The organism is Spirosoma lituiforme (assembly GCF_054776635.1).
The window spans coordinates 19,508-41,817 of record NZ_BAAHBO010000013.1; the positions used below are offsets into that span (position 1 = coordinate 19,508).

25 protein-coding genes are annotated in these 22,310 nt (G+C 43.3%); 8 read left to right on the forward strand and 17 right to left on the reverse strand.

Translation table 11 applies throughout. The features are described 5' to 3' along the window. Nucleotides 1–27 precede the first annotated feature (27 nt). The 12 genes from ACYU87_RS26165 to ACYU87_RS26220 all read right to left on the reverse strand — a co-directional run bounded on the left by ACYU87_RS26165 (nt 28) and on the right by ACYU87_RS26220 (nt 10,573). Nucleotides 28–813, reverse strand: coding sequence for a TerC family protein (locus ACYU87_RS26165; protein WP_461136960.1), 786 nt, complete (start codon nt 811–813; stop codon nt 28–30). 37 nt (nt 814–850) lie between these two features. Beyond that, nucleotides 851–2,347, reverse strand: coding sequence for a protein kinase domain-containing protein (locus ACYU87_RS26170; protein WP_461136961.1), 1,497 nt, complete (start codon nt 2,345–2,347; stop codon nt 851–853). Beyond that, complete coding sequence (locus tag ACYU87_RS26175) at nt 2,325–3,968, reverse strand: PP2C family serine/threonine-protein phosphatase (protein WP_461136962.1); 1,644 nt, start codon at nt 3,966–3,968, stop codon at nt 2,325–2,327. The genes ACYU87_RS26170 and ACYU87_RS26175 overlap by 23 nt, the downstream gene beginning before the upstream one ends. Further along, entirely contained in the window at nt 3,965–5,023 is a 1,059-nt protein-coding gene (locus tag ACYU87_RS26180) for a TerY-C metal binding domain-containing protein (protein ID WP_461136963.1), read from the reverse strand. Before ACYU87_RS26180 ends, ACYU87_RS26175 begins: the two co-directional genes overlap by 4 nt. A 25-nt stretch (nt 5,024–5,048) precedes the next feature. Beyond that, nucleotides 5,049–5,687, reverse strand: a complete 639-nt coding sequence (locus tag ACYU87_RS26185; protein ID WP_461136964.1) for a vWA domain-containing protein — start codon at nt 5,685–5,687, stop codon at nt 5,049–5,051. Then, nucleotides 5,684–6,520 (reverse strand): phosphoribosyltransferase family protein, encoded by an 837-nt coding sequence (locus ACYU87_RS26190; protein ID WP_461136965.1) that lies wholly within the window; start codon nt 6,518–6,520, stop codon nt 5,684–5,686. The genes ACYU87_RS26185 and ACYU87_RS26190 overlap by 4 nt, the downstream gene beginning before the upstream one ends. Next, entirely contained in the window at nt 6,517–7,215 is a 699-nt protein-coding gene (locus ACYU87_RS26195; protein ID WP_461136966.1) for an HAD family hydrolase, read from the reverse strand. Before ACYU87_RS26195 ends, ACYU87_RS26190 begins: the two co-directional genes overlap by 4 nt. A 280-nt stretch (nt 7,216–7,495) precedes the next feature. Beyond that, nucleotides 7,496–8,050 carry a TerD family protein gene (locus tag ACYU87_RS26200; protein WP_461136967.1) on the reverse strand — a complete coding sequence of 185 codons (555 nt, stop codon included), beginning with the start codon at nt 8,048–8,050 and terminating at the stop codon, nt 7,496–7,498. 23 nt (nt 8,051–8,073) lie between these two features. Continuing rightward, nucleotides 8,074–8,709 (reverse strand): vWA domain-containing protein, encoded by a 636-nt coding sequence (locus ACYU87_RS26205; RefSeq protein ID WP_461136968.1) that lies wholly within the window; start codon nt 8,707–8,709, stop codon nt 8,074–8,076. Continuing rightward, complete coding sequence (locus ACYU87_RS26210; RefSeq protein ID WP_461136969.1) at nt 8,706–9,341, reverse strand: TerD family protein; 636 nt, start codon at nt 9,339–9,341, stop codon at nt 8,706–8,708. The genes ACYU87_RS26205 and ACYU87_RS26210 overlap by 4 nt, the downstream gene beginning before the upstream one ends. Nucleotides 9,342–9,392: 51 nt before the next feature. Continuing rightward, the gene (locus ACYU87_RS26215) at nt 9,393–10,001 is read right to left on the reverse strand and encodes a TerD family protein (RefSeq protein WP_461136970.1); all 609 of its coding nucleotides are present in this window, start codon (nt 9,999–10,001) and stop codon (nt 9,393–9,395) included. A gap of 17 nt (nt 10,002–10,018) precedes the next feature. Then, nucleotides 10,019–10,573: a TerD family protein gene (locus ACYU87_RS26220; protein WP_461136971.1), complete on the reverse strand. Its 555-nt coding sequence runs from the start codon at nt 10,571–10,573 to the stop codon at nt 10,019–10,021. Nucleotides 10,574–11,279: 706 nt separating this feature from the next. Between ACYU87_RS26220 and ACYU87_RS26225 the strand changes: the two genes are divergently transcribed. Continuing rightward, on the forward strand, nt 11,280–12,437 hold the full coding sequence (locus ACYU87_RS26225; RefSeq protein ID WP_461136972.1) for a DUF4236 domain-containing protein: 1,158 nt from the start codon (nt 11,280–11,282) through the stop codon (nt 12,435–12,437). 192 nt (nt 12,438–12,629) lie between these two features. Here ACYU87_RS26225 and ACYU87_RS26230 read toward each other — a convergent pair whose 3' ends face one another. Further along, nucleotides 12,630–12,995, reverse strand: a complete 366-nt coding sequence (locus tag ACYU87_RS26230) for a hypothetical protein (protein ID WP_461136973.1) — start codon at nt 12,993–12,995, stop codon at nt 12,630–12,632. A 608-nt stretch (nt 12,996–13,603) separates the two neighbouring features. Here ACYU87_RS26230 and ACYU87_RS26235 point away from each other — a divergent pair. From ACYU87_RS26235 to ACYU87_RS26250, 4 genes are all read left to right on the forward strand, one after another. Next, nucleotides 13,604–14,029: a hypothetical protein gene (locus ACYU87_RS26235; protein ID WP_461136974.1), complete on the forward strand. Its 426-nt coding sequence runs from the start codon at nt 13,604–13,606 to the stop codon at nt 14,027–14,029. 206 nt (nt 14,030–14,235) lie between these two features. After that, the gene (locus tag ACYU87_RS26240) at nt 14,236–14,382 is read left to right on the forward strand and encodes a hypothetical protein (protein ID WP_461136975.1); all 147 of its coding nucleotides are present in this window, start codon (nt 14,236–14,238) and stop codon (nt 14,380–14,382) included. A gap of 186 nt (nt 14,383–14,568) precedes the next feature. After that, complete coding sequence (locus ACYU87_RS26245; protein WP_461136976.1) at nt 14,569–15,240, forward strand: recombinase family protein; 672 nt, start codon at nt 14,569–14,571, stop codon at nt 15,238–15,240. Nucleotides 15,241–15,299: 59 nt separating this feature from the next. Then, nucleotides 15,300–16,022 (forward strand): hypothetical protein, encoded by a 723-nt coding sequence (locus tag ACYU87_RS26250; protein ID WP_461136977.1) that lies wholly within the window; start codon nt 15,300–15,302, stop codon nt 16,020–16,022. A gap of 56 nt (nt 16,023–16,078) precedes the next feature. On the opposite strand, the gene ACYU87_RS26255 is transcribed toward ACYU87_RS26250, so the two are convergent. The 3 genes from ACYU87_RS26255 to ACYU87_RS26265 form a co-directional block, all read right to left on the reverse strand. After that, entirely contained in the window at nt 16,079–16,921 is an 843-nt protein-coding gene (locus tag ACYU87_RS26255; protein ID WP_461136978.1) for a hypothetical protein, read from the reverse strand. A gap of 685 nt (nt 16,922–17,606) precedes the next feature. Continuing rightward, nucleotides 17,607–18,125 carry a hypothetical protein gene (locus ACYU87_RS26260; protein WP_461136979.1) on the reverse strand — a complete coding sequence of 173 codons (519 nt, stop codon included), beginning with the start codon at nt 18,123–18,125 and terminating at the stop codon, nt 17,607–17,609. Nucleotides 18,126–18,484: 359 nt separating this feature from the next. Beyond that, the gene (locus ACYU87_RS26265) at nt 18,485–18,826 is read right to left on the reverse strand and encodes a hypothetical protein (RefSeq protein ID WP_461136980.1); all 342 of its coding nucleotides are present in this window, start codon (nt 18,824–18,826) and stop codon (nt 18,485–18,487) included. Nucleotides 18,827–19,630: 804 nt separating this feature from the next. Between ACYU87_RS26265 and ACYU87_RS26270 the strand changes: the two genes are divergently transcribed. Genes ACYU87_RS26270 through ACYU87_RS26280 form a run of 3 tightly spaced genes read left to right on the forward strand, consistent with a single transcriptional unit; the run spans nt 19,631 to nt 21,493 of the window. After that, on the forward strand, nt 19,631–20,299 hold the full coding sequence (locus ACYU87_RS26270) for an AAA family ATPase (RefSeq protein ID WP_461136981.1): 669 nt from the start codon (nt 19,631–19,633) through the stop codon (nt 20,297–20,299). Further along, nucleotides 20,268–20,564: a hypothetical protein gene (locus ACYU87_RS26275; protein ID WP_461136982.1), complete on the forward strand. Its 297-nt coding sequence runs from the start codon at nt 20,268–20,270 to the stop codon at nt 20,562–20,564. The genes ACYU87_RS26270 and ACYU87_RS26275 overlap by 32 nt, the downstream gene beginning before the upstream one ends. Next, nucleotides 20,561–21,493, forward strand: coding sequence for a replication protein RepA (locus ACYU87_RS26280; RefSeq protein WP_461136983.1), 933 nt, complete (start codon nt 20,561–20,563; stop codon nt 21,491–21,493). The genes ACYU87_RS26275 and ACYU87_RS26280 overlap by 4 nt, the downstream gene beginning before the upstream one ends. 416 nt (nt 21,494–21,909) lie before the next feature. Here ACYU87_RS26280 and ACYU87_RS26285 read toward each other — a convergent pair whose 3' ends face one another. Next, nucleotides 21,910–22,083, reverse strand: coding sequence for a hypothetical protein (locus ACYU87_RS26285; RefSeq protein WP_461136984.1), 174 nt, complete (start codon nt 22,081–22,083; stop codon nt 21,910–21,912). Nucleotides 22,084–22,310 lie beyond the last annotated feature (227 nt).

Consider the following 22,310-nt stretch of genomic DNA (forward strand, 5'->3'; position numbering starts at 1 on the left):
TTATGTTTTTAATTAATAAGATACCAGTCATCTTATTGGTGTAGCTGTACGCTTGCCTCTTTTTCGTGTAACTAGTTGACGCAACATTGGCCAGAGGAACATAATGAGGATTAAAAACGAGAACGCCATATCTGTTTCATGGCTCTCCAATATAGTACGAAACGTACTAACTGGGAAGAAATCCAGAATACCTGTTAGCGTAATTTTTACACCTAGTAGTCCTACTACCCATAAGGCAATGCGGCTTACAGATGGAAATTTATCGAGCAGTCGTGAAAAAATAGAAGAAGCAAAGCGCATTCCTAGCATGCCTATTACTGTACCAAAGGCGGCAATCCAGAAACCGGAATGCTCAATTAGTTTGGTAATATCATCACCGAAAGTAGCTAAGCTAGGCGTAATTACCGGCAGCTTGGCCATGGAAGCAATAGCTAATACATTGTCCAGCGAAAAAACTAGATCCAAGTATTCAACGATGAGCACTGTCATCCAAAAGCCTGGACCTGTTTTTATCCCTTCCCCCTCATTATCTTCCTCTTCGGTCAGACCTTTATAGGCAATGTATAGTAGGTATAGACCACCTAAAATTTTTAGCCAGAATAGTTGTAAGATAAAGCCGGCCATAAACAGCAATAGGCCCCGGAATACAATGCCCCCAACCACACCGTAATAGGTGGCCCGCTGACGTGGACCGTCAGGCAGGTGTTGTACTCGTAAGGCAATTACGGCTGCATTATCGAAGCTTAGCATGACTTCGAGCAGGGCTATATTAAATAGCATAACCACAAGGGTTAATAGTTCACTTGTATTCATAGTTTTATAATCAATGTTTGGTTTGAAAGTCAGTTAACTAATTAGATATTAGCTGAACTACGGCCAGTCTCCCGCCGTTTTGCTTGGATAATAAAATCTGTTGCCCGTCGCGAATTTCTAGCATCTGCCCAATGGGAATAGTCTTCTGTTCACTAACATCCGTTAAGTCAGCTAACGTCTGATTGACGAGTACCCATCGCCCTTGATGAAACACAAAATAGCCAACGGGTTGACGCTCGCTATCAGTTAATCGTTCGTTAGGGAAAATATGATTGCTGGCATGCCAGGGATAAATATACTGGTTACTGTATACCATAAGTCGGTGATTGTCCGGCTTAAAATTACCCGGTGTACGGGCTGAGTACAAGTTCAAAACGGGCAATTGGCCACGAAAGGGCGTTCCACAAAAGGGGCAAACTGGCTTGGTCGAATTATCAAACACAAACCATTTCTGCTCACAATCAGGGTTCTGGCAGGGCTGCATCAAATCGATTGTTTTCACCAAAGCTTGCTCCCACTCATCGGCTGTTGGGCGAAGGCCCGGATTGTGCAAGCCATCAACAAATGCTTTATCAAACAAAGTTTTTAGATACGGTCCTGTAATTGTGTAGGGTCGTTTCATAATGTCGGCCCAGGGCAGATAGCTGGGTCTAACATCATTTAGATTAGGTCGATTCGATTTATTCGTGGGATGTTCAACAAACAATGCTTTTGAACCCATTGATAGTTCTTCGTCCTTCTGAGGATCTTTTGCATGCACTTTCCCACCCCGTAACGGATGGCGATAGAGAAGATACATATATACTAAGACCGCCAACGCATGTAAGTCAGTTGTTCGAGATGGTAATTTCCGATTCGGATCGCCTTTGGGCAGGTGATTCGTAGCCATCACTTCGGGTGCGATAAAATCAGGCGTACCAACTACATCCGGTGGATACTTGCCCGGTACGACCAATCCATCAATGTCAATAATGGCCGCTCCACCCGTTACTGGATCGACTAACACATTTTTATAAGACAGATCAGAGTGGGCTAAACCGGCCGCGTGCATTCGACGGACTGACCGGCTCAACAGAATTCCGATGCGGAAGTACTGTACCCAGTTGCCCCGTTCACGGGTATCTAGAAATTTGTTCTGATTATTCGCCGAAGCAAACCATTTGCCTTCTTTTTCCTTCCCCCTGATGCCTAAAAAATCATCGTTCTTCGAGCCAAACTGAAAAAAAAATTGCTTAGGATACACCGGAGCTACTAAACCCAGCCGCCCCTCGTACTCAACCACTTTGGTAGGCCAGCAGAATTTGTCTTTCCAATACTCTCCACCAACCTGGTTATAAATACGATCCCGGTAAGGCCCAGCTATGTTCAATAAGCGGTCTTTAGCGTTAAAATCCTGCTTATCGCGAAAAAACGCGACAACATATGTCCGGTCAGGGCTGAAGTACACATCTTTCATCCCTCCTGAACCAATAATTTCATCGACAAACTCAACGTCCGTGCCGTCGAGGGCTTTAATTTTTCGGGTAACCGGCATAGGTGTAGAGTAGTGCAATTGTGCGATCGTCGTGATTGCCTGGCGACCAGAAGCTTAGCCAGTCTTGAAGTTGCTTGGGCGCGTCTTGATCGTCGGCGAATGAAACAGCTTGTTGAAGCTCATCCCATAACTCATCCCACTTTTCTTTTCGCATTAAATTATTATCCGTTTGAAATTTAGGATCGGTAATGCCGTCGGTCATGAGCATAACCACTGTAAAATCGTCAACGAAGGCAAAGCGAAAGCGGTCAAAGAAATTAGTTGCGATGGTTTCAGGCATCGTGAGAAAGCGAGTTTGGCCAGCGTATTCACCGCCGTCCGGCACGCCCAGCAGCAGGGGTTCCCCTTCCGCTTGGTATATACCCACTCCACCATCACCTACCCAGAACCCCCCTACGAACCAGCCACTCGTTACTGGTTTAGCTAAGACCGTAATAAGTGTGGTCGCATAATCTTTAAGTGAAGCATTGTTCTTTTGTGCTTCGCTCTCAATCGATTTATAGGCTGCAAAGACGGCTTTGCCTAGTACATCGTATAGACTGCGCTTAACCGTGCCGGCAAGTGCTTCTTGTTGATTCTGAGCGTATTGCTGAATGTCTGTTTCCAAGCGCTCCCAGCTTTCGGGATCAACATTCGTTTTCAGATACTCAGTAACCGTCTGACAGGCTAGCTGCGCGCCCCGGCGTGAGTAGCGGGCCGAACCCGCCCCGTCTGCAACAGATAGCAAATACCAGCCGGTTTCTGTTAAGTGCTCAATACTAAAATCGTCGTCGCGAAATTTACCTTCATGTGCATGAGAACGTCCTCGAACACTAGCCGCAACCATCCGAATATTACCATCTGAAACCAATCCTTGATCCAAATCCGGCTTGTAATATGGGTCCTGTGCGTCTGATGGTAACTCTTTCCACAATGATCGCGGGTCTGGATTTACTAATAGCTTCACTAACTGAGTCAGCGTTGGCCGATCCGGCTCACTGGTTACCGGGCGATACGTTAATTCGAAATTGAACTCTCCGGCCTTTAAAGGGGTGCCGCTGACTGTTTGCGTAGCCGATTCATAACTTAAACCTGTGGCGGTGTCAACCTCTAATGCGTGATCGAATAGATCAGGCAAACCTATCGCTTTAAAGTCAAGAGTATAGATATAAGGCTTACCAACTGTCGCGTTGGCCATTGAAATTGCTCTATGAGCCCTAACGGTGGATGGCTGAGATTCAGAAGTGGGAGCAAAACGCATAGACGCAGTTGTTTCTTCAGAGTGAGTAGTAGAGTGAGTTGGGTTCACCGAACTTATAATCTGCACATCTTGGGGTAATGTAGCACCCTCGATCAGGTTAGCATCGGGATCGTCAGTAAAATCTATCGACTCAGGTCTGTTTCCTTGATCATTTACAGAATCGTCTGATTTAGGAGGGTCCGTATTAATTGGTCCAAAAGTTGGAGGAGTCTCCGAAAATGCTTCTTGTTGCCACTGGGCGGTTAACTGGTTCACCAAGCCTTCAAGGTGGCTGATTATTTCCGCTGTATCAGGTTGCGCCAGAAAGGAAGATAGCCGTTCGCTTTCTACAGGTTCTTTTAAACAGCTGGCTAAATAGTCTTGTAAAGTTACTGTGATCATCCAGCCGTTCGGTTTATAGTCGTGTTTCTATCTCCCGCGCTCATCTGCATTTGGTTCTCACACCAAGGGCAACGAGCAATGGACTCTTCCCCGCTACAAAATAGCTTGCCGCAGATGCAAAGACTAAATCCATACGGATTAGCGCAGTGGGGACAGTGAGGAAAACCAACTAATTCGTTGGTATCAACAGATGCCGCAGATTCCTGATCATTAGATAACTCAAAATAATCCTGATCTACTCCGTAGGCACCGAGTAGCCGGTACTCCCGCGTTTGCAGATTTAATTCACCAAGCCAAGCGTCCGGTGAACGATGCGTTTGCTCATACTTTACTAGGTATGGCTTTTGCGTAGTTTGGCATTTTGCGAGTAAAACAGCATACCGATCATCTACTGATGCTCGGGGTTGAATGGTTTTGACATCTACTTTCTGTAGCAACTCGTCGCTAGCTTTGGCGAGATTTATCCCATCGCCTTGGCCTTGGTCAATCGCAATACTTGAGGATTTAACGGATTGGGAGATCCAGCGAAAAAACTGGGCGTAGGCTGCTGGATCCGTGTCCTCGAAGCGATATACATGTTCAGTCAGTTCCTGGAGTACATTCGTATCAGCGCTGTTGCCAAAACTAACTGCGATTAGATTCACCCTCGCCTTGAAACGTGCTTTCCACTCGTCCAAGGCCGATGAGTAATTATCCGTTGGTACACCGTCTGTTAACAGAAAAACCAAAGGTTTCCAGTCTCCTTTCGTCTGAGCCGAGGTTCGAACAGTTTGTTTATCCAGTTCATCCATAAGCAAATACAGGGCAGCCCCTAGCGAGGTGCCAGAGCCAATTGGAAGTCGGGGTGGGTAGAACTGTGAGATCTCGATCAGGGGAACGAGGCGACGGGCTTTATTCGCAAAGATGAGCATGGAAACGTATACTGTTTCAAGTGCGTAGGGATCGGTGCGTAGATCGCGTATAATTGTCGCAATGCCGTCTTGGACCCGATCAATAGGATCACCTACCATCGATTCGGAGACATCTAGTAGAAAATAAAGGGGTAAACGGCGCATGTGAATCGATGTGGTGAAAATTGCCTTACAAAACGACGTGTACTTCTGGGGGCGGGGGGGGCAGTACTGCCTCGGACGTGGCACCCACACTGCGATTCCCCGCGCTAACTGAAGCAGAAACCCATTTGAAAAACTGCATGAATGTTGCCCGATCCGTAGTGTCTAAGTGATATACGTTAGGAGTCAATTCCTGTAAGTAGTTATCTTTCGCTTTAGGACCAGCGGCACAAGCCACAATATTGCCGAAATGTCGGCGCTGCACTTGTGGGATCATCTCGCGGTATTTCATCAAATCGGATGGGCTACCATCGGTCATGATAAATAACAAAGGCATCCAATCGCCTTTGACCTCGGCGGTGGACTGACGTACTTCTACGTCTACGCTCTGGCAAAGTAGTTCCAGCGCTTCACCCAGATGAGTCGGGCCAGACTCTGGTGTTTGAATATCAGGTAGCTGAAGGGATTCTAGTTCGGTTAAGGGTAACAACTGCTTGACGGCCCGGTCAAACGTAATGAGACTTAGGTGGACTGATTCGAGGGCAAAAGGGTCTTGACGTAGGGTTGCTAGTAATGTTTGTATTCCTACTTTTACCGACTCAATGGGTTCACCCCGCATAGAACCCGATGTATCAATCAATAAATAGACAGGTAATCGACGGCTCATAATTCTTGAAAGTTAGTTACATCTAACAGTTGGGCTACTAGTGTCAACGTTGGCTCGTACTCGCCAATTAAGTGGTATTCATTCCCAAGAGCCATATCGTACAATTCGTTTAAAAATGCCCCCGATTGTTGTTCTAAGAACGAGTGTGCATCGGCTGGTGAGTGATTTAAAATATATTTTACCAACCGAGTATTGATTCGAAACTGGGATGACTGGATAATTGGCGTTAGATCAGCGAGAGACCTAATGGCGTAGTAGTTGAAATAGTTTTCAATGTTGGGATGTACGTTAGGGTCAGTCAATTGACCATAATATACAAAGATGCAGGGATTTTTTAAGCCATACTGAGCCATCATACGCTCAACGACATGTTGATGGCTGCCCGTAATTCGGATGTCGTCGATAAAGATTAAGGTTTTACCCAGCAGAGCAGCTGAATCAACTTGAAATGAGTCATTGCCAATTAGCCGTATTCGCTCCTCAAGTGTCAGATTACCATAGTCGTCGCGGTACGTGATCGTTCGGCTAATCTTAACCTCGTGAGCCACGGGACGAGCTTGGTCAACTAGCGAGCGGTTCAACTCGCGCAGAAAGGCTTGTGCCATCCAATACGAAGCGGTTGGTATGAATGCGTATGGACTGGGTAAAACTACAAGCCGCGTTTCGGCTGGGATGTAGGGTAATTTCTGGCCAATGAAGCCTTGTGCTAATGTCCTGCCAAACTGACGAGCTGCCTCACCGTCACCAAATTTAAACCTACTGTAGTCAGCGGGGCTAAAACCGGATGTAGTGCGGTCTGTGAACGGATGAAGTGCGTATATATCGTTTCTCAAAGTAATAGTTTTCTAAATTTGGGCTTATCAGGATGGATTAAAAAAGTACTTAATTGAGCGGCCCTTGCTCCTGCTTCATCGGCCACCGGATTGTCACCAATGTGAATAATACTCTTGGATTGCAACGAGTCGAACTGGTACTCTGATAATTGGCGAGCCTTTTGATACAACATGGCGTAGAAGGCCGGATTAGGCTTTGATAATCCTACTTCATCTGAATAAAGTTGGAACGAGAATAGCTCACCAATACCTAGCTTATCCCAATACTGTCGAAGTGAAGCGCCCCGGATTAGTCCTGTATTACTGAGTAGTGATAAAGTAATACCCTTTGCGCGCAAAGTTGATAACACCAATGGTATTTCTTTGTCAATTAACTGCGGCGGGTACTCTTGGAATAATTGGCTTAAGTCCTGTTGTACACCTATAAGGCGCTCACGTGTCAGTTGATTCAAGTCGGTGCCTAACCGTTGGGCCATTAGCAGGACTAACTCAAGCGAATCGATATTCTTACCCACCAGTTCGTTAATACGTGTACAGGTTAAATCTACCTCACGAATTAATTCGTCCACTTGGTTAAGCGATCGTCCCAAAGGATTAAAATAATGGTCGAAATAAGCGGTTCGTTCGCGTCGGAAATTTGGATTTGACCGGATCAAGGTCAGCCAGACGTCAAATGAATAATGTCTATAGTCCATTGATTGTTATGAGCACTCAGCCCTGTATTAGTCGTCGCAAGCTTTCGGCCAATAAGCAATGCATATCAGTTTCCCCAATTTTTCCTAGCTACGTCTAGCACTTTGCAGTAGCAAGATTTGGTTAAAACTCATTCAACGGTCCACATAGTGAGAATGGCGGAAGAGATTGAGCTCTTAATAATCACAAAAGTGCTTTACGAACAAATCATGAGGCCTTTTCTAAAAGAATTAATAGCCCATTGATCAATTGTTGTAAAAGTTACTTTTCAAAACTAATAGATCAATTGTACTTATTAAGAAAAAACTCCAAACCACCTTTAAAACCTGACCCTGTAGCTTCGAACTTCCAATCTGTTCCTCGTTTGTACAGACGGCCAAATTCAACGGCAGTCTCAACGGAGAAGTCTTCATCTAAATCATACTTCATTAATTCGGCACCCGAAGCTGGATCGAAGATCCGAATAAAGGCATTACGGACTTGGCCAAAGTTCTGTTTTCGTTGTTCACCTTCATGAATAGTTACCACGAAACTGATCTCCTGAGCGGCTGGCTCAATACGAGTTAAATCGATATTGATTACTTCGTCATCACCATCACCCGCCCCCGTTAGATTGTCTCCTGAGTGAATAACGGCATCCGTCGGTGTAGTCAGGTTATTATAAAATACGAAGTGTTGATCCGAGAGAATTTTGCCGCTCTCGCCCAGAATAAAGGCGGAGGCATCCAAGTCAAAGGCTCCACCTGTGTCAAATGCATTGGTGTCCCAGCCTAAACCAATTGAAAACTTTTGTTGGCTCAGCGACTCACGCTGGCCTTTCTGTAAACTGATTGCCATTAAGATGTTGATAAGAAGATTAATTACACAACTACATTGATCTCTGGGGGTGGAGGTGGGAGTTCGTTCAAGCCACCAACCTCTTTATTGGTCTCTACTTTCTGACTACCCATACTAATTGAGGCAGAGACCCATTTGAAAAACGCTTTAATCGTGCTAGAATCAGCTGTATCTAATTGCACAACAATTTCGGTAATTTGTTTCAGTACAGTAGTATCAATGCTTTGCCCAGCAGCACAGGCTACTACTAGCCCGATCTTTCGCTTCTTAAACTCAGCCAGTCCCCTTTTCCAGTCGTCCGTGGGCATTCCGTCCGTCATTAAGAAGACCAGAGGCTTCCAATCTCCTTTTACTTCAGCTGTGCTTTTCTGCACCTCTTTATCCATTTGGGTAGCTACCAATGACAACGCTGCGCCTAAGGATGTTGTACCAGTTGCCTGAATAGCTGGCATTTGAAAAGCTGTCAACTCAGATAATGGCACTGCCTGCTTAGCGGTGCTATCAAATGTTATAACGCTCAAATAAGCTGTCTCTAAAGCATAGGGATCTTGCCGTAAGGTGGAAACCAGTACCTGAACGCCATTTCGAACCGCTTCAATGGGTTCGCCCGTCATTGAGCCTGACGTGTCTAGAAGTAAGTAAACCGGTAATCGTCTCATGAGTGAGTAGGTAAATAGTTTTTGAGCAGGTGTGCAAACGTATCAGTTTGATAAGGATTCCCAATGGCTCTGAATTTCCACCCACCCGCGTGTCGGTATACCTCAGCGAAAAGCATGGAACACATGCCGTTGAAAGAAGCGTCTGTGGAAAGACTAAAGCGCGCCATCTCAACGCCTCTTCCGTCTACGGCCCGGATAAATGCGTTCTCTACCTGTCCAAAATGCTGGTTGTTCTGACGCCCCTGATAAATAGTGACCAAAAAAACAATCTTCTGATAACGGGTGTCGAGTGAATTCAACTTAACAATAATCTGTTCATCATCGCCATCGCCCGCCCCCGTGCGATTATCACCCGTTAACCAAATCTGACGGGTCGGATGGGTCATGTTATTAAAAAAAATAACATCACCGCCCTTTAGCTTCTCGTCACCTAAGACCGCAACCTGATCATTGGCGTCTAACAAAAATGCAATGGCGTCTAAATCATAATCCTTCTGTGCCTTTCCAAATAGACTACTGAGTAGTCCACCAGACTTTTTAATGTCCCATCCTAACCCCATAGTGACTGAGGAAAGATCAAACTGATTTTTCTCCAGATTAATAGTCTGTCCTTTCTGTAAATTAATTGCCATGCGTGTGGGATTGATATCAGGTAAGTTTAAAAATAAGCAAGCCGTAGAAGGCTAAAGAAACCGTTGGGCGACCGTATTCATCGTCTCTCGCAATCCTTTGTCAGTCGTTGGCTGCCCAATAGCATTAAATTTCCATTCCCCATTTCGTTTATAGAAAACGCCTAATATCATGGCCACGTGACCGCTGAAGGAAGGTTCTTTAGCAATATTATACTTAGCAAATTCTTGATCGACTCGACTGGGCGTTCCCTCATAAATTCGGATGGAGGCAAAAGGAATCGTCGCAAAATCCTGCCCTTTGAAACTGTTGACGACAAAGGCAACGTACGTAGCCGTAGAACTTAGTTTAGAGAAGTCCATCGTAATAACTTCGTTATCTAAGCCGTCATCGCCAGCCATATCACCTGTTAGATCATCGCCGGAGTGTTTAATTGAGCCATCCTTTGATTTCAAATTACCAAAATACACCAAGTCGAGCTGTTTTTTCTGTTCATCGAATATGGCGCAACTAGCGTCCAAATCAACAGCTTCTTTACTGGATCCAAATAGTCCTTTTTTTTCGATAGCCCCCCAGTTCATACCAACGCATACATTAGAGAGCTTAGCGCCGCTTTCCTTAATCAGACTAATCTTTTGACCTTTTTGTAATGAAATTGCCATATTGTGCAGATTCGTGCTTATTGATATTTATCTACTAAAGTTTGCAGACCACCCGAATAGCCTTGGCCAATAGCGGCAAACTTCCAAGTGGTCCCTCGCCGGTAAAGTCGGCCAAACTCAACGGCGGATTCGATGGAAAAATCTTCCCCTAATTCATACTTGGCAATTTCCTGATTAGTTAATGCGTCGTATATGCGAATAAATGAATTACGAACCTGGCCAAAGTTCTGCCGTCGAGTAGCGTAATCGTAGATTGAGACGGCAAATATTATTTCCTGAATAGCTGGTTCGACTAGCGTCAGGTCAATAGTCAGGGTTTCATCATCTCCATCGCTACTACCACCTGTACGATCGTCACCGGAGCTTTCAACAGCTTTATCAGGTGATTGAGGATTGTTATAAAAAACGAAGTGCTGATCAGATGGCAGCTTACCATCGCTGCCCAGTAGAAAACAAGATGCATCTAAATCAAAATCGTGTCCTGTTGTCGGATTAGGGTCCCAGCCTAGGCCAACGCCGACTCGAGACAAACCAATTTCAATATTCTGCCCTTTAACAAGATTGATTGCCATGTATGCGCTTATGATGTGAACAAGTTCATCCGTGCAAATTAAGGGATGATTAATTAAGCGGACGCCAATTTTATTAAACGTATATTAAAGTCAAATGACCAGCATTTATACTATTGTAGATATACTTAACTACTGATTATGGCATTTAAGCAAGTAGATAGTATACCTTTAGATAGTTTTGCCAATATACATGTATATTCGTCGTTTGGAGAATCAATCATCCGGACTACTCAGATTACGGTCGGTTTTCTGTTAGACCCTATTCAATGTGGCTGCTTATCGGCTCTGAAAAGTAGCTTAGAAAGGATCTCAGACCAGTATTCTACAACCAAATAATAAAATCAGTATATACACGTGGCCTTTGCTGAGTTGCCTATACGTATTGTTATTTCCTCGCGAAACAGAAGATAACTTATCTTTTAAAGCTTACTTTAAGGGGTAAGATACTGTAAATTAGATATTTAAATATGAACTTAGAGCGTATTGTAATAGACTACGTATGCTTGAAACAAGTGGTGCGTTCACAGGCCTCGGACAACAGGGCGAACGATGCTCGGTGTATCTTTGAAATTGCGCATGGCAGAGAAAATGCTCTGCCAAGGTGGGTCTTATGCTTCCGTCTTGGGGGCTCAGCTGACAAGTCAAGCGTCTTAATTAGGCTACCATAATAGGTCAAAGTCAGTTCGCATCTGACCGATTCAAATTTGTGAATTTAGATAACTTCTCTAGTACTGCAATGGCTTGGTCTTACCGCAAAAGGATTAAAATAATACCGGGTGTCCACCTAAACCTAAGTAAAAGAGGTATTAGCACTTCGATAGGTGTAAAAGGGGCAAATGTCACCTTTAATGGATCTGGTGCGTATTTGAATACAAGTGTTCCAGGCTTAGGCCTGTACAACAGACATAAACTCTCTGGTTCAGATTCATCCTTAAACCCGGCTCCTCATCCTTATAATCATTCGCCAATCGATTTAGAAGACAATATATTTAGTGCTGATATTCAAGAGATCACCAGTCAGAACATGCAGGGTGTAAAGGAAACAATTTTGTTAGCCCAGCAGCAGAGAAAAGAACTCAAAAATGACCTTTTGAAAACCAAAGCGATTTTGGGAGTATCTAAGTTGAGATTAGTGGCAAGTTATGTACTTCTGTATGGATTGGTAAAGAAGTCTATATCAGAAAATATCAAAAGTGATATTGGAGCGCAAAAAGAAGCGATTAATCGAATACAGCAAGAAGTTGAAAATAGCTACGTAAATCTTGACATCGAATTTGACCCGGAGATTAAAAAGCTTTACGAAACTCTTACTGCAGCATTCAGACAATTGACAAGGTGTGCTAAAATTTGGGATGTTACTAGTGCACATCATCAGGATAGGAGAGTAACACGTTCTTCAGCCGGGACCGTGGTAAAAAAGCGCGAAGTAAGCTTCAGTATGAAATCATTGCTTGGAATAAAGTCAGATTTTGAAGCTCTTTGTTTTAACAACGCAAATGGAGCTGACTTATACTTTTATCCCTGTTTCGTGGTAATGTACTCCTCAAAAACAGACTTTGCTATTATTGGATTGGATGAAATATCATTGCAACAAAGCTCTGTGAGGTTCACCGAGACGGGTACAATCCCAAAAGACTCAAAAATTATTGATAAAACTTGGGCAAAAGTGAACAAGAACGGCACACCAGATAAACGATTCAAGGGAAACTATCAGATTCCTGTCGTAAGGTATGGTGAAATAAGTCTAAGCACTGCTACTGGTCTTAATGAAGAATATGAATTCAGTAACTATGAATTCACTGAGGAATTTGGTAAGGCATTTCGAGCATATCAAGCAACGATCCGAGGATTGAAACACCTATAATAAAATGCTTTGAGCGAGTGGTTCATCGAATAACAGGCAGTGAAGCAATGCCATCCAAGATGTAAAGTGCCTTTGAGTTCCAATAAATTGATTCTCACTCCAATTCAGTAAGAAGCAACAAGCTTTATGTGTGATTTAGTAACATGATACCATGATGCACAAAACCTAGATACTTCAGCTGGGATTTGTGCATTATGCTATAGCTCTTGTGGCTGATCTATTAGAAAGTGGTGCTTCACAGTATCCATAAAACTGTTCATCGAAATTACATTTAGCGTGCCTTTCAAACTCTTGAGAAGAATCATAGACGCGAACTCTATCAATTTGGGCTCTTTGTTCAGCAGGAAATTTAGAGAAAAGCAAATCAATAATTGTATCAGCTTTGTCACCACAATCATAATTAGCGGCTAGTGAGGGGGCGCTAACCGCCAGGATATAAGAATTTCCTACCATCCCATCATACGCTAAGGCCAGGCCAACTCGATCGACGATTAGCCCTGATTCGCGTTCGCCACGAAAAAGATTCGAAAGGGAATTTAATAATGTGTCAGTGTCCATTCCATTATGATTTTAACAGATCTAACAAATGTTATTACGGTTTGCCTGTCACATGTTAAAGGATCATACCTTCTTTGCTCAGACCATTGGGATACTTTATTCCAAGCTTTGAAAAACTCAACATCCTGATTGCACCTTGTCTTACAGTCTGTATATAGCCCTGAGAAGAGCATTAGTGCAGGTAGATTGTGAATTTGAACGGCCTTTGAAACGATAGAAGCCCCTTCTATACCTGTGGTTGAAAACACCTGAACATTAAGGCGCTTGCAAATCAATGCTTTGAACGCAAATTCAGCTGCATAACCAGAAATGTAATAAGCACCTTGAAAGAGGTTGTTCGCAACCATAAGCTCAGCCTCCTGAAGTCGTTCTCTGGCCAAATCTCTCAACTCATCACTCTGAACCAACGCTTACACTTGTTATGATTTTGTAACAAAGTAACACATTTTTTGTGTTTTAATTTGTGTTTTGACAACCAATTGAACCTGCAATCTTTCACTGGCATTAAAGTACGCGTGATTCTGCTGTCCAGTAGAAGGTGGCAAGTCCAATTATTAATTTAATGTATTTTCGCTCACTCTATACCCTTTTCCTATCTGTCTCACTCTATGAAGTTACCATTTGCAATTTACCCCTTAGTATTTGTCTTAGGTTGTTCAGGAAATAGCCAACAACAAAAAATTGATCAACTCGAACAGGCTGTTCGAGATTTGAAAGCGCAAAAGCAGCCGGTGTCTCAACTTCAATCTAATGCCAGCCATCCCTCTCTCGTTAGTGATGCTACATGTCAGGCGGCTAAAAAGGGTGGATTTTATCTTTTTGTTGATGCCGTGCCTATCCGAAAATATAATCTGGTTGGAGTTATTAGCAGCGAGGAACTCGGCCTCAATTCACTAGGTAGTCAACAGTATACCGACCTGCGAGATAAGTTTATTGATAAGGCAGTGCAACAGTATAGCGGTCAGGCGGACGGGTTAATCTTCAACTTTTGTGCGGGTTGCATCGATAAAGTAAACGTGATTAAGTTCGAGTAGTTGATCGTATCACTCTACCCCGAAAGCGTTAGGACGTTAAAGAATATAGTCTTCCTCAATTAGAAGGGTAACTTTACGATAGACTGCCACGAATCACGAACGTGCGTTTATAATTTGTGGCACTTCTGATCAACAACAAAAACCACTGTCTGGGGAACAAACGGTTCTCTAAACCGTTCTAAAGGCTCAATCTAAACTAGCCTCGTATGCCCAGTACAGAACAAACAAAGCAGATCGATCACGATTCGACCACCCAAGAAACCAAGACAACCGTAACCCAAACGAATGACACGCCAAACGGAGAGGAGAAAACCACCAAGACGGTTACCACGGACGAAAAACCAACTGAATAAGGCGTCAGTAGAATGCCTAAAAATGCATTAGCATCCTACCCCCGAGAAAGGCCTAACGGATCTAGATCTAGTTAGGCCTTTTTGCTTTCACAAAGAATTAGGTGTTGTTACAAATGTTGAACGGACGTTTAACATTTGTAACAAATAAAACTTTTCCCATATATTAGGGGTCTAATTCACCTCTTGATGGAAAGCCAGCCACTACACCACGTTGCCTATTACCGGGTATCCACCAAACAGCAAGGCCAGAGCGGGCTGGGACTGGAGGCCCAGCGTACCCAGGTCATGGGTTTCATAGGTAGCCAGGCTCAGCTAGTGCGAGAATTTATCGAAGTCGAGAGCGGTAAGCGCAATAGTCGTCCTCAGCTCCTGGAAGCGCTGGCTTATGCGAAGCAACATAAAGCTCGATTAGTGATTGCCAAGCTGGACCGTCTGAGTCGCAACGCTGGCTTCATCTTTGCCTTAAAAGATTCAGGAGTTGATTTTGTCTGTGCCGATATGCCCGATGCCAACACGTTGACGATTGGTATTTTTGCCACTTTAGCTCAGCATGAACGCGAACTCATCGGCGATCGTACCAAGAAGGCATTAGCGGCTAAAAAACAGCAAGGCTTTTCGTTAGGCACGCCTCAGAATCTGACTCTACAAGCTCAGCGAAAGGGGGTTGCTGCTATTAAAGAGAAAGCGGCAACCAACGAAAATAACCGACGGGCTTTATTGACCATCAAAGGTTACATCCGCCAAGAGAAGACGCTGCAGCAAATTGCGGACGAACTTAATGCATCCGGTTTTCGAACAGCAAAGGGGTGTCTTTTCCAGCGGGTTCACATTCACCGCTTCCTAGCTAAACTTAACTAAGCTAGTAGAAAAGCAAATAAATAAATTATCCCATCATTTTTTCAATCCGTTCTGGAAGTATGGATGCATCAAGTCTTAATCAGCAATTGCAGGCTGTTTACCAACCTTATCTTAATACGCTATATAATCAAACTTGGCCAGCCGGTGTTTCGGCCCCTTTGCTGATGCATGTATTTGAAGACTACTGCAGAATGGATAAGAAGATTCTCTTTGTAGGTCAAGAAACCCATTATTGGGAGAATATGTATGAACATCTGAGTGTAGAGCTCTTACAAAATAAGTATACTACCTTTGATTTGGGGAAGTGTGCTGACTATAAAGATGGGAAACCATCTCGTTATTTAAGAAGCCCATTTTGGAATTTTTCTCGCTCCTTCTTTCAGGTGATGAATAGTCATAGAAATGGGACTACTCGAAAAACAAACGGATTCCTATGGACTAATGTGTCTAAATTCGACTATCATGGTCAAACCCCTCCGATTGACTTACAACAAAGGAATGAGGCTGGATTTGCCTTACTTAAAGACGAATTAGCGATTCTACAACCTGACATTGTTGTCTTTTTAACTGGTCATAAGTATGATGGTTGGATCAAACAGCTTTTTTCACCTAAGCAAGAGTCATTGCTTGGCGATTACTTGTACTTACTACAAGATCCAAATCACGACTTACCTCGTCTTACTTTTCAGACTCATCATCCTCACACATTGAGTAGAGGAAAGATATATCGTGCTGTGCTAGATAAAATGGCTCAACAGCTCGCTACTGAGTATACTTTATAAAAATTTATAGACTATAAAACGTTTAATACCTATTGTGACGATCTTGTAAATGCACTCTACTTCAGAATATCTAACGCTAAGGATATTCCCCACCAACCTTTATCTTGAAAGACCCAGTTTTTCCCCAAGTCTCCTGTGAGATGGTCCACACCTCGGACGATACCAAAATTAAAATTGTTAACACCAATCATTAAGAACACTCCACCCGACACGTATGCCGCTGAGCGCGTAATATAATTTCCAGGTAGTTCTCTTGCATTACTTGAACTGATACTTACAGCCCCGCCACCTACCAAAACACCGGGCGTTGCAGAAATTTGCAACGTTTGTTTTCCTAGAAATCCTGCGGTTTTTCGAAAAACATTATAATTGAACTTAGGGCCAAAAGCTAATCCAAAATCCACGCCTGCTTCCGTCTGTCTGGGAAATGAATCAATTGCGGATTGCATATTAGTTAGGCTTGTTAGTTTATCCAGATGCTTTAATGTAGGTTGCGGTCTGAACTTTAGCGTCACATTAACTGCTTGTAATACCCATGACTGGCTTGTAAACCGAAGCGTTTTCTTCGTGTTATCATCTGATACGTTGCCAAAAAAGGAAAAGGATTGTGGGATAGCTGCTCGATAATTTGAATAGTCGCGAAGAGTCGTAGTTAGCGTAATTGGGTTGGGATCAGCAACGTAGCCTGCTGAGCCACTTATATTACCCAAGCTCAAATAATCATCTTTATCGGTAATATTAGCCACGACTGGTTTCGTAAGTTGATCGACATGCAGATTGGTTGATGCGCCATTGTTGTCTAATCGATATACAACTGAACCTGGCCTTAACATAGTTTTACAGGAATTGAGACATAGAGGTAATACAATTGCCAGTAATAAAGGTAGATTCAATTTCATATTACTGAAAAGTGGGGTTAGCTGTAGGGGTAAAGATGAAGCTACCGAGCAACTCTTGGCTGGCTGTATTGTAGTGAGGATTTGACAATCGAAGAATAGTTAGCCAAGCGGCAATGTCGTGTGCGTTGCCATTCATAACAACCTCTTCTTGTAATCCAGACAGCATAAGACCTATCGTACCCGTAGAATCGAGCTCATTTGTAATCCGTACTCTATACCGGACAACTGGTAGTATCATATAGCTAAAAGTAAAGTGACTGCAAATTCATCAAAAATCATTGTCAATTACTAGGGTGTTTTTCCCCTATTTAATGATGCTTTTCTTACATTAAACATCCACCTGCTTAGCATACTAAGCAGGTGGATGTTTAATGTAAGAAAAGCAATGCTGAATCGTACATAAATCCTCTTCACTTCATCGTTTTGTTAAGATGAGCTATGAGAATTTATGTAGGATTCCAAAGCCGTGTTCGTCTGGAAGAACCAATCAGTTCTACACGTGAATTAATCGTCAGTCAGACGTTAAGCAGAAAAATTTAAACTAATTTCGACTTTTGCAACAGCTGCGATAGTTAAACAAAAGAGCTAATTAAAGTACGAATTGCTAACGTTGGATACAATCGACAGTATTTATGCTATATTATATGTCAAATTGGAAGAATATTTTGAGGGTGAAGCAAGTGTATTATCTTAAATCCTCCATTGGACGAAGAAGTGCCTGATCAATAACCTGAGAGGTAGGAATAGTGTTTAATTCAAAAAGTCCAATTGAATCCGCTTCAATAATTCTCCACAAGCCTCTTTTTTTAATTAAAGTCAATATGATTGAATCGAATGTATACCATTCTCGCCAAGTTTGTTTTTCAATTCCCGAATCATAAGAGCTTGACCAACTTAAGTTACGTGTTGCCCTAGCTTGAATGTTAATCATTCCTTTCCATTCATAACCGTTTAGAGATTCAATTTCACTAAATGGAAGTTTAACCAAGTTTGAAGATAAACCTTTAACCTGGTAAAGTACAAAATATTCTGAATTATCCATGCTAATTTTTTGATCTTTAAAAATATAAGTATCTCCTTTGTACATAAATAATCGCTGATTAATAAAAGATCTATATTGTTCATTGGCTTGTTTATCTATTTCTTGAGATAAGCAACCACTATAAAAAAATAGCATAGCTATTATGAACAGATAAAATTTCATATCTTAAGTAAGATACATTATATTTATACAGTACATAAACTATGATAAACTTCCATCCTGCGCAGGATGGAAGTTTATCATAGTTTATGTACTGTATATTATTTAGTCGCAATAATTATCAGTTGTAAAAAGTTGGCATTCATCGCTAGTGATGTGAAAACATCTCATCCAACGATGAGCGTAATGATCACAAAAATCTGCAGATCCACAGGTACACCTACCATTATCATTAAGTATTAGACCTTCCTCATGTAAACGTTTAAGGTCTTCCTTAGAAGTAGGCCAGGCTTTGATTTTTTTTCCATTACTTATAAAAGTAATTTCGACTATTTCGACTTCCATAATTTTAGAATTTACTTTTAACAACAATTGTCACATATCCAGCCACATGGGGTATTAGTACAGCCATTAGTAATACAATATCTATTGCCGTTACAACTGATACAATTAGTTAATATATTTACAGGAAAATTTGCTAACTCAATTCGCTCTATATTTACAATATTTAAACCTGAATTAATTGCTGTACTAGTAGAATAAATTGTTTTTTGCGTAATATTAATATCGCCTTTTTCGGAGTAAAGATTAAATAGATATTTTACAGAATCGTTTATAGATAACTCACATTCTTTATCAGAACTAAATAATAGCTCTATTTTATTGCCATCTTGAAATTCAATACTTAATGCAGGATTATTCATGATTGTAAAATTGTTTAGTTTATGAAAATACGATTTAGAAACGCTAAAATTCTCTTGCTATGTCTTTCTTCATTTTCCTTAACTCACCATTAGGGTTAAAATAGTAAACATACATACCATCGCATCCAAGTCCGATAGAACTCTGCAATTGGACAAAGTGGTTCTGCCTTGGCGAAGCAGAAACATTTTGCACAGAATACATTAGCAAACTTATGCTAACCAATACTAGAGATAGTGATATAGCTATAGTTAGTATAGTTATATTTTTGGCTCCTAAGCTTTCCGAAAAGTATTTCATATAGTATGTTAGTAATAAGTGGCATATTTAATTTTTTTCTATTTATACATAAAGGGTATTTCTCCCGTTTTTTATTACAAAAAATATACAATCACATAGATATAAACAATTATTGATACATGGGTAAGTCTGTTATGTAAGCGACTTTCGCTTTCTATGGCCAACTACAAACAATCTGATGACGAAGCACTTCGCCGACGCTGTATCGCACTTAGTCAGGCCGGTTGGCTGTAGGCAGCAATTGTTGACGACTTTGGGTCAACTCAACCTTGGGTTCTCAAACTTTAAAGAAATATAACCAGCAAGGACTAACCGCTTTGCAATGGGCTGCTTCACAGATCGAAATCACCAAGGCGCGGGACGAGTTCATCTCGCCGACTGAGCCAGCGTTTCTGAAATTCAGGCAGAATTAGCGGCACGAATTCCAGCACTAAAAACCGCACGATAAACAGTGTTGCATTTCTGCTGAATCCTGCACAATTTGCCGCACGATAAACAGCACTGATATGGCGATTTACACAACGGCAGGGCAAAAGGGCGGGAGTGGCCGCAGCACTATAGCCGAAAACCTCACCGTCTGGCTGGCAAGGCAAGGCGCAGACGTGCTATTGGTCGATGCCGACGATCAAGGCACAGTGGCAGACTTCACTGCATGGCGGGAAAGCACCAAAGGCGACACCGGTTACACGTTCGTCCAGCTGACCGGCCCCAATGTGCGAAAGAACGTCGAAGCTATGCGTTCGAAATACGATCATATCGTAATCGACACGGGCGGACGTGACACCACCAGCCAGCGGGCCGCACTCTTCGTCGCAGACGTGGCACTAATTCCTGTACAGCCGCGCTCGCATGATGTCTGGACGCTGGCGGCCCTGACGGCCATGCTCAGCGAGATACAGGCCACACGCGCCACAGAATTGATCGTGCACACCTTCCTGAACCGCGCCGACATCACCAGTCAGGAAAATCGGGACAGCGCCGCCGCCCTTGCCGCCATGCCGGAGCTTGGATTTATCGACACGCCGATCCGCAACCGGAAGGCGTTCGCCAACGCCGGATCTGTCGGATTGACCGTTTTCGAGATGGAGACACCCGACCGCAAGGCCATCGCTGAATTAGACGCACTCTTTAACATTATCGCACATGCCGGTATCCACAGCGCCACCACGGCGTAAAATTCCGACCGAGGCCGAGATCGAGGCCGTTATTTCCAAAGGGGGAGAGGTCGCCAAGATTGCGGCCACCGAACCCGACGAAACGCCGAAACACATCAACACCCGCTTGACAGTCGGGATCGTTCGCCAGATCGACGCGCTCCGAGCGTCGCGCCCACGCAAGCCGGGTTCGCCCAAGTTGGGCATATCCCTGCATGACTGGATTGTGGAGGCCGTTGTCGAGAAACTGGAGCGAGATTCAGCACTGAAACCAGCACGCAAATGAGCACGAAAAAACAAGACCTGACGCCGATTGCCAAACGCCGGACCAAGCTGATCTATGAGGCCAAGCAGGAAGAGCCGGACGACCGCGAAATCCTGTTTCAATCGTCCGTCCTTTGCCATTGCTATTTGCCAAGGCGGGAGCCGGATCAGGCACCGAATGAAATCTGGCAGACCGAAAGCGGAAAATTCAGCCTGTACGTCATGCCGATGCCAATCCGCAACCCGGCCACGCACGAAATGCAATATCTGGGCTTGCCGTATGGCGTCAAGGCGCGGATCATTCTGGCAACGCTTAACACCATCGCACTGAAGACGCAAAACCGCGTCATTGACATGCCTGCCGGCAGCGTGACCGAGTTCAACAGCCTGATGGGTTTCAGCGAAGGAGGCAGCCAAGTGAGCGCCGTGCGCGACCAGATCAGCCGCATGGCGTCGTGTGTAATCCGTATGACCTATGACGGGCAGGATGGGCAGCAGAATATCAACATGCCGCTTGTTAGTGGCTTTACGCTGTTTCCCGACAAACACCCCGACCAGCTGATGCTGTGGCCGTCAGAAATTGAGCTGTCAGAGCTTTATTTCAACAACCTGATGGAACATGCCGTCCCGCTGGCAAAGAGTCACCTGACGGCCCTCAGCAACAACGCCACGGCCATCGACTGGTATACGTTCCTTGCACACCGCCTGCACCGCATACCGGCCAACAAGCCGCAATTCCTTGGCTGGCAGACGATTAAGGAGCAGTTCGGAGGGGATTATACGCGCATGGTCGATTTCAGAGCCAATTTCAAGAAGGTGCATCGACTGGTGAAAAGCCTGTACACCGATGCGCGTGTCGAGGAAAAAGGCACACGCGGATTGACGCTGCATTTTAGTCAAACACCAATACCTAAAAGATTGATTGTTAGCGGTTTAGATGAAAAATTGTGACAAAATCACATTTATGTCGTTTTTTAGCAAAACTATCTCTATAACAGGTTGATAATCAATATTATATTTTAGTAATTGTGATAAAATCACAGTCTACATGAATTGTTATCCACAAGACAGACCTTAAACAGCTGATATTTAGTACTTATCCACTGTTATTTTGTCACCACTATCCACTGCTAATTTATCGTAAACGTTACTGCTAAATTGTCACACAAACCTTTAACAAAACACCTTTAACAAAAGAAACCCACTATGATTACTAAAAAACTGTTGAAAAGAGAGTGGCCGATTTAATAAATTAACATATGTTACTAAAATCATATATAATGCTAATTTTATTTATTGGCTGTTTCAATAAGATCAAAGAGCAATTTTGCGAAGAGTCTAGATACAACGTCTTTGCTAATGCTGTATCACATAAAATATTGCTCATCGGTCTGGTCTTCATTTAGGGTTTTCAGCAAAAAATCAAATGCTTCGGCGTATGCTTTTTTATTAGTTTGACCTTGACGCAATAGTTTAATTGCAAGTAACAACTTTAATTTAACGTGGCGCGGATCGGGTGATAGCTTTGTTTGGAAGGTCATGGCTCTGTGTATTTTATGCTCAAATATCAGGATGGAACCCGAAAAATCGCGGAGACTGTTCAAATGTTGATGCTATTAGCTCCAGATCGTATCTTGCCCCTATGAACATTGCCGAGGCCAAATCCATCCCGATAGACGACCTGTTGCAACGCCTTGGTTACGAGGTCGCCAAACAACAGGGCGGCCGGAAGTGGTATCGTTACCGGAATGAGAAAACGGCGTCTTTC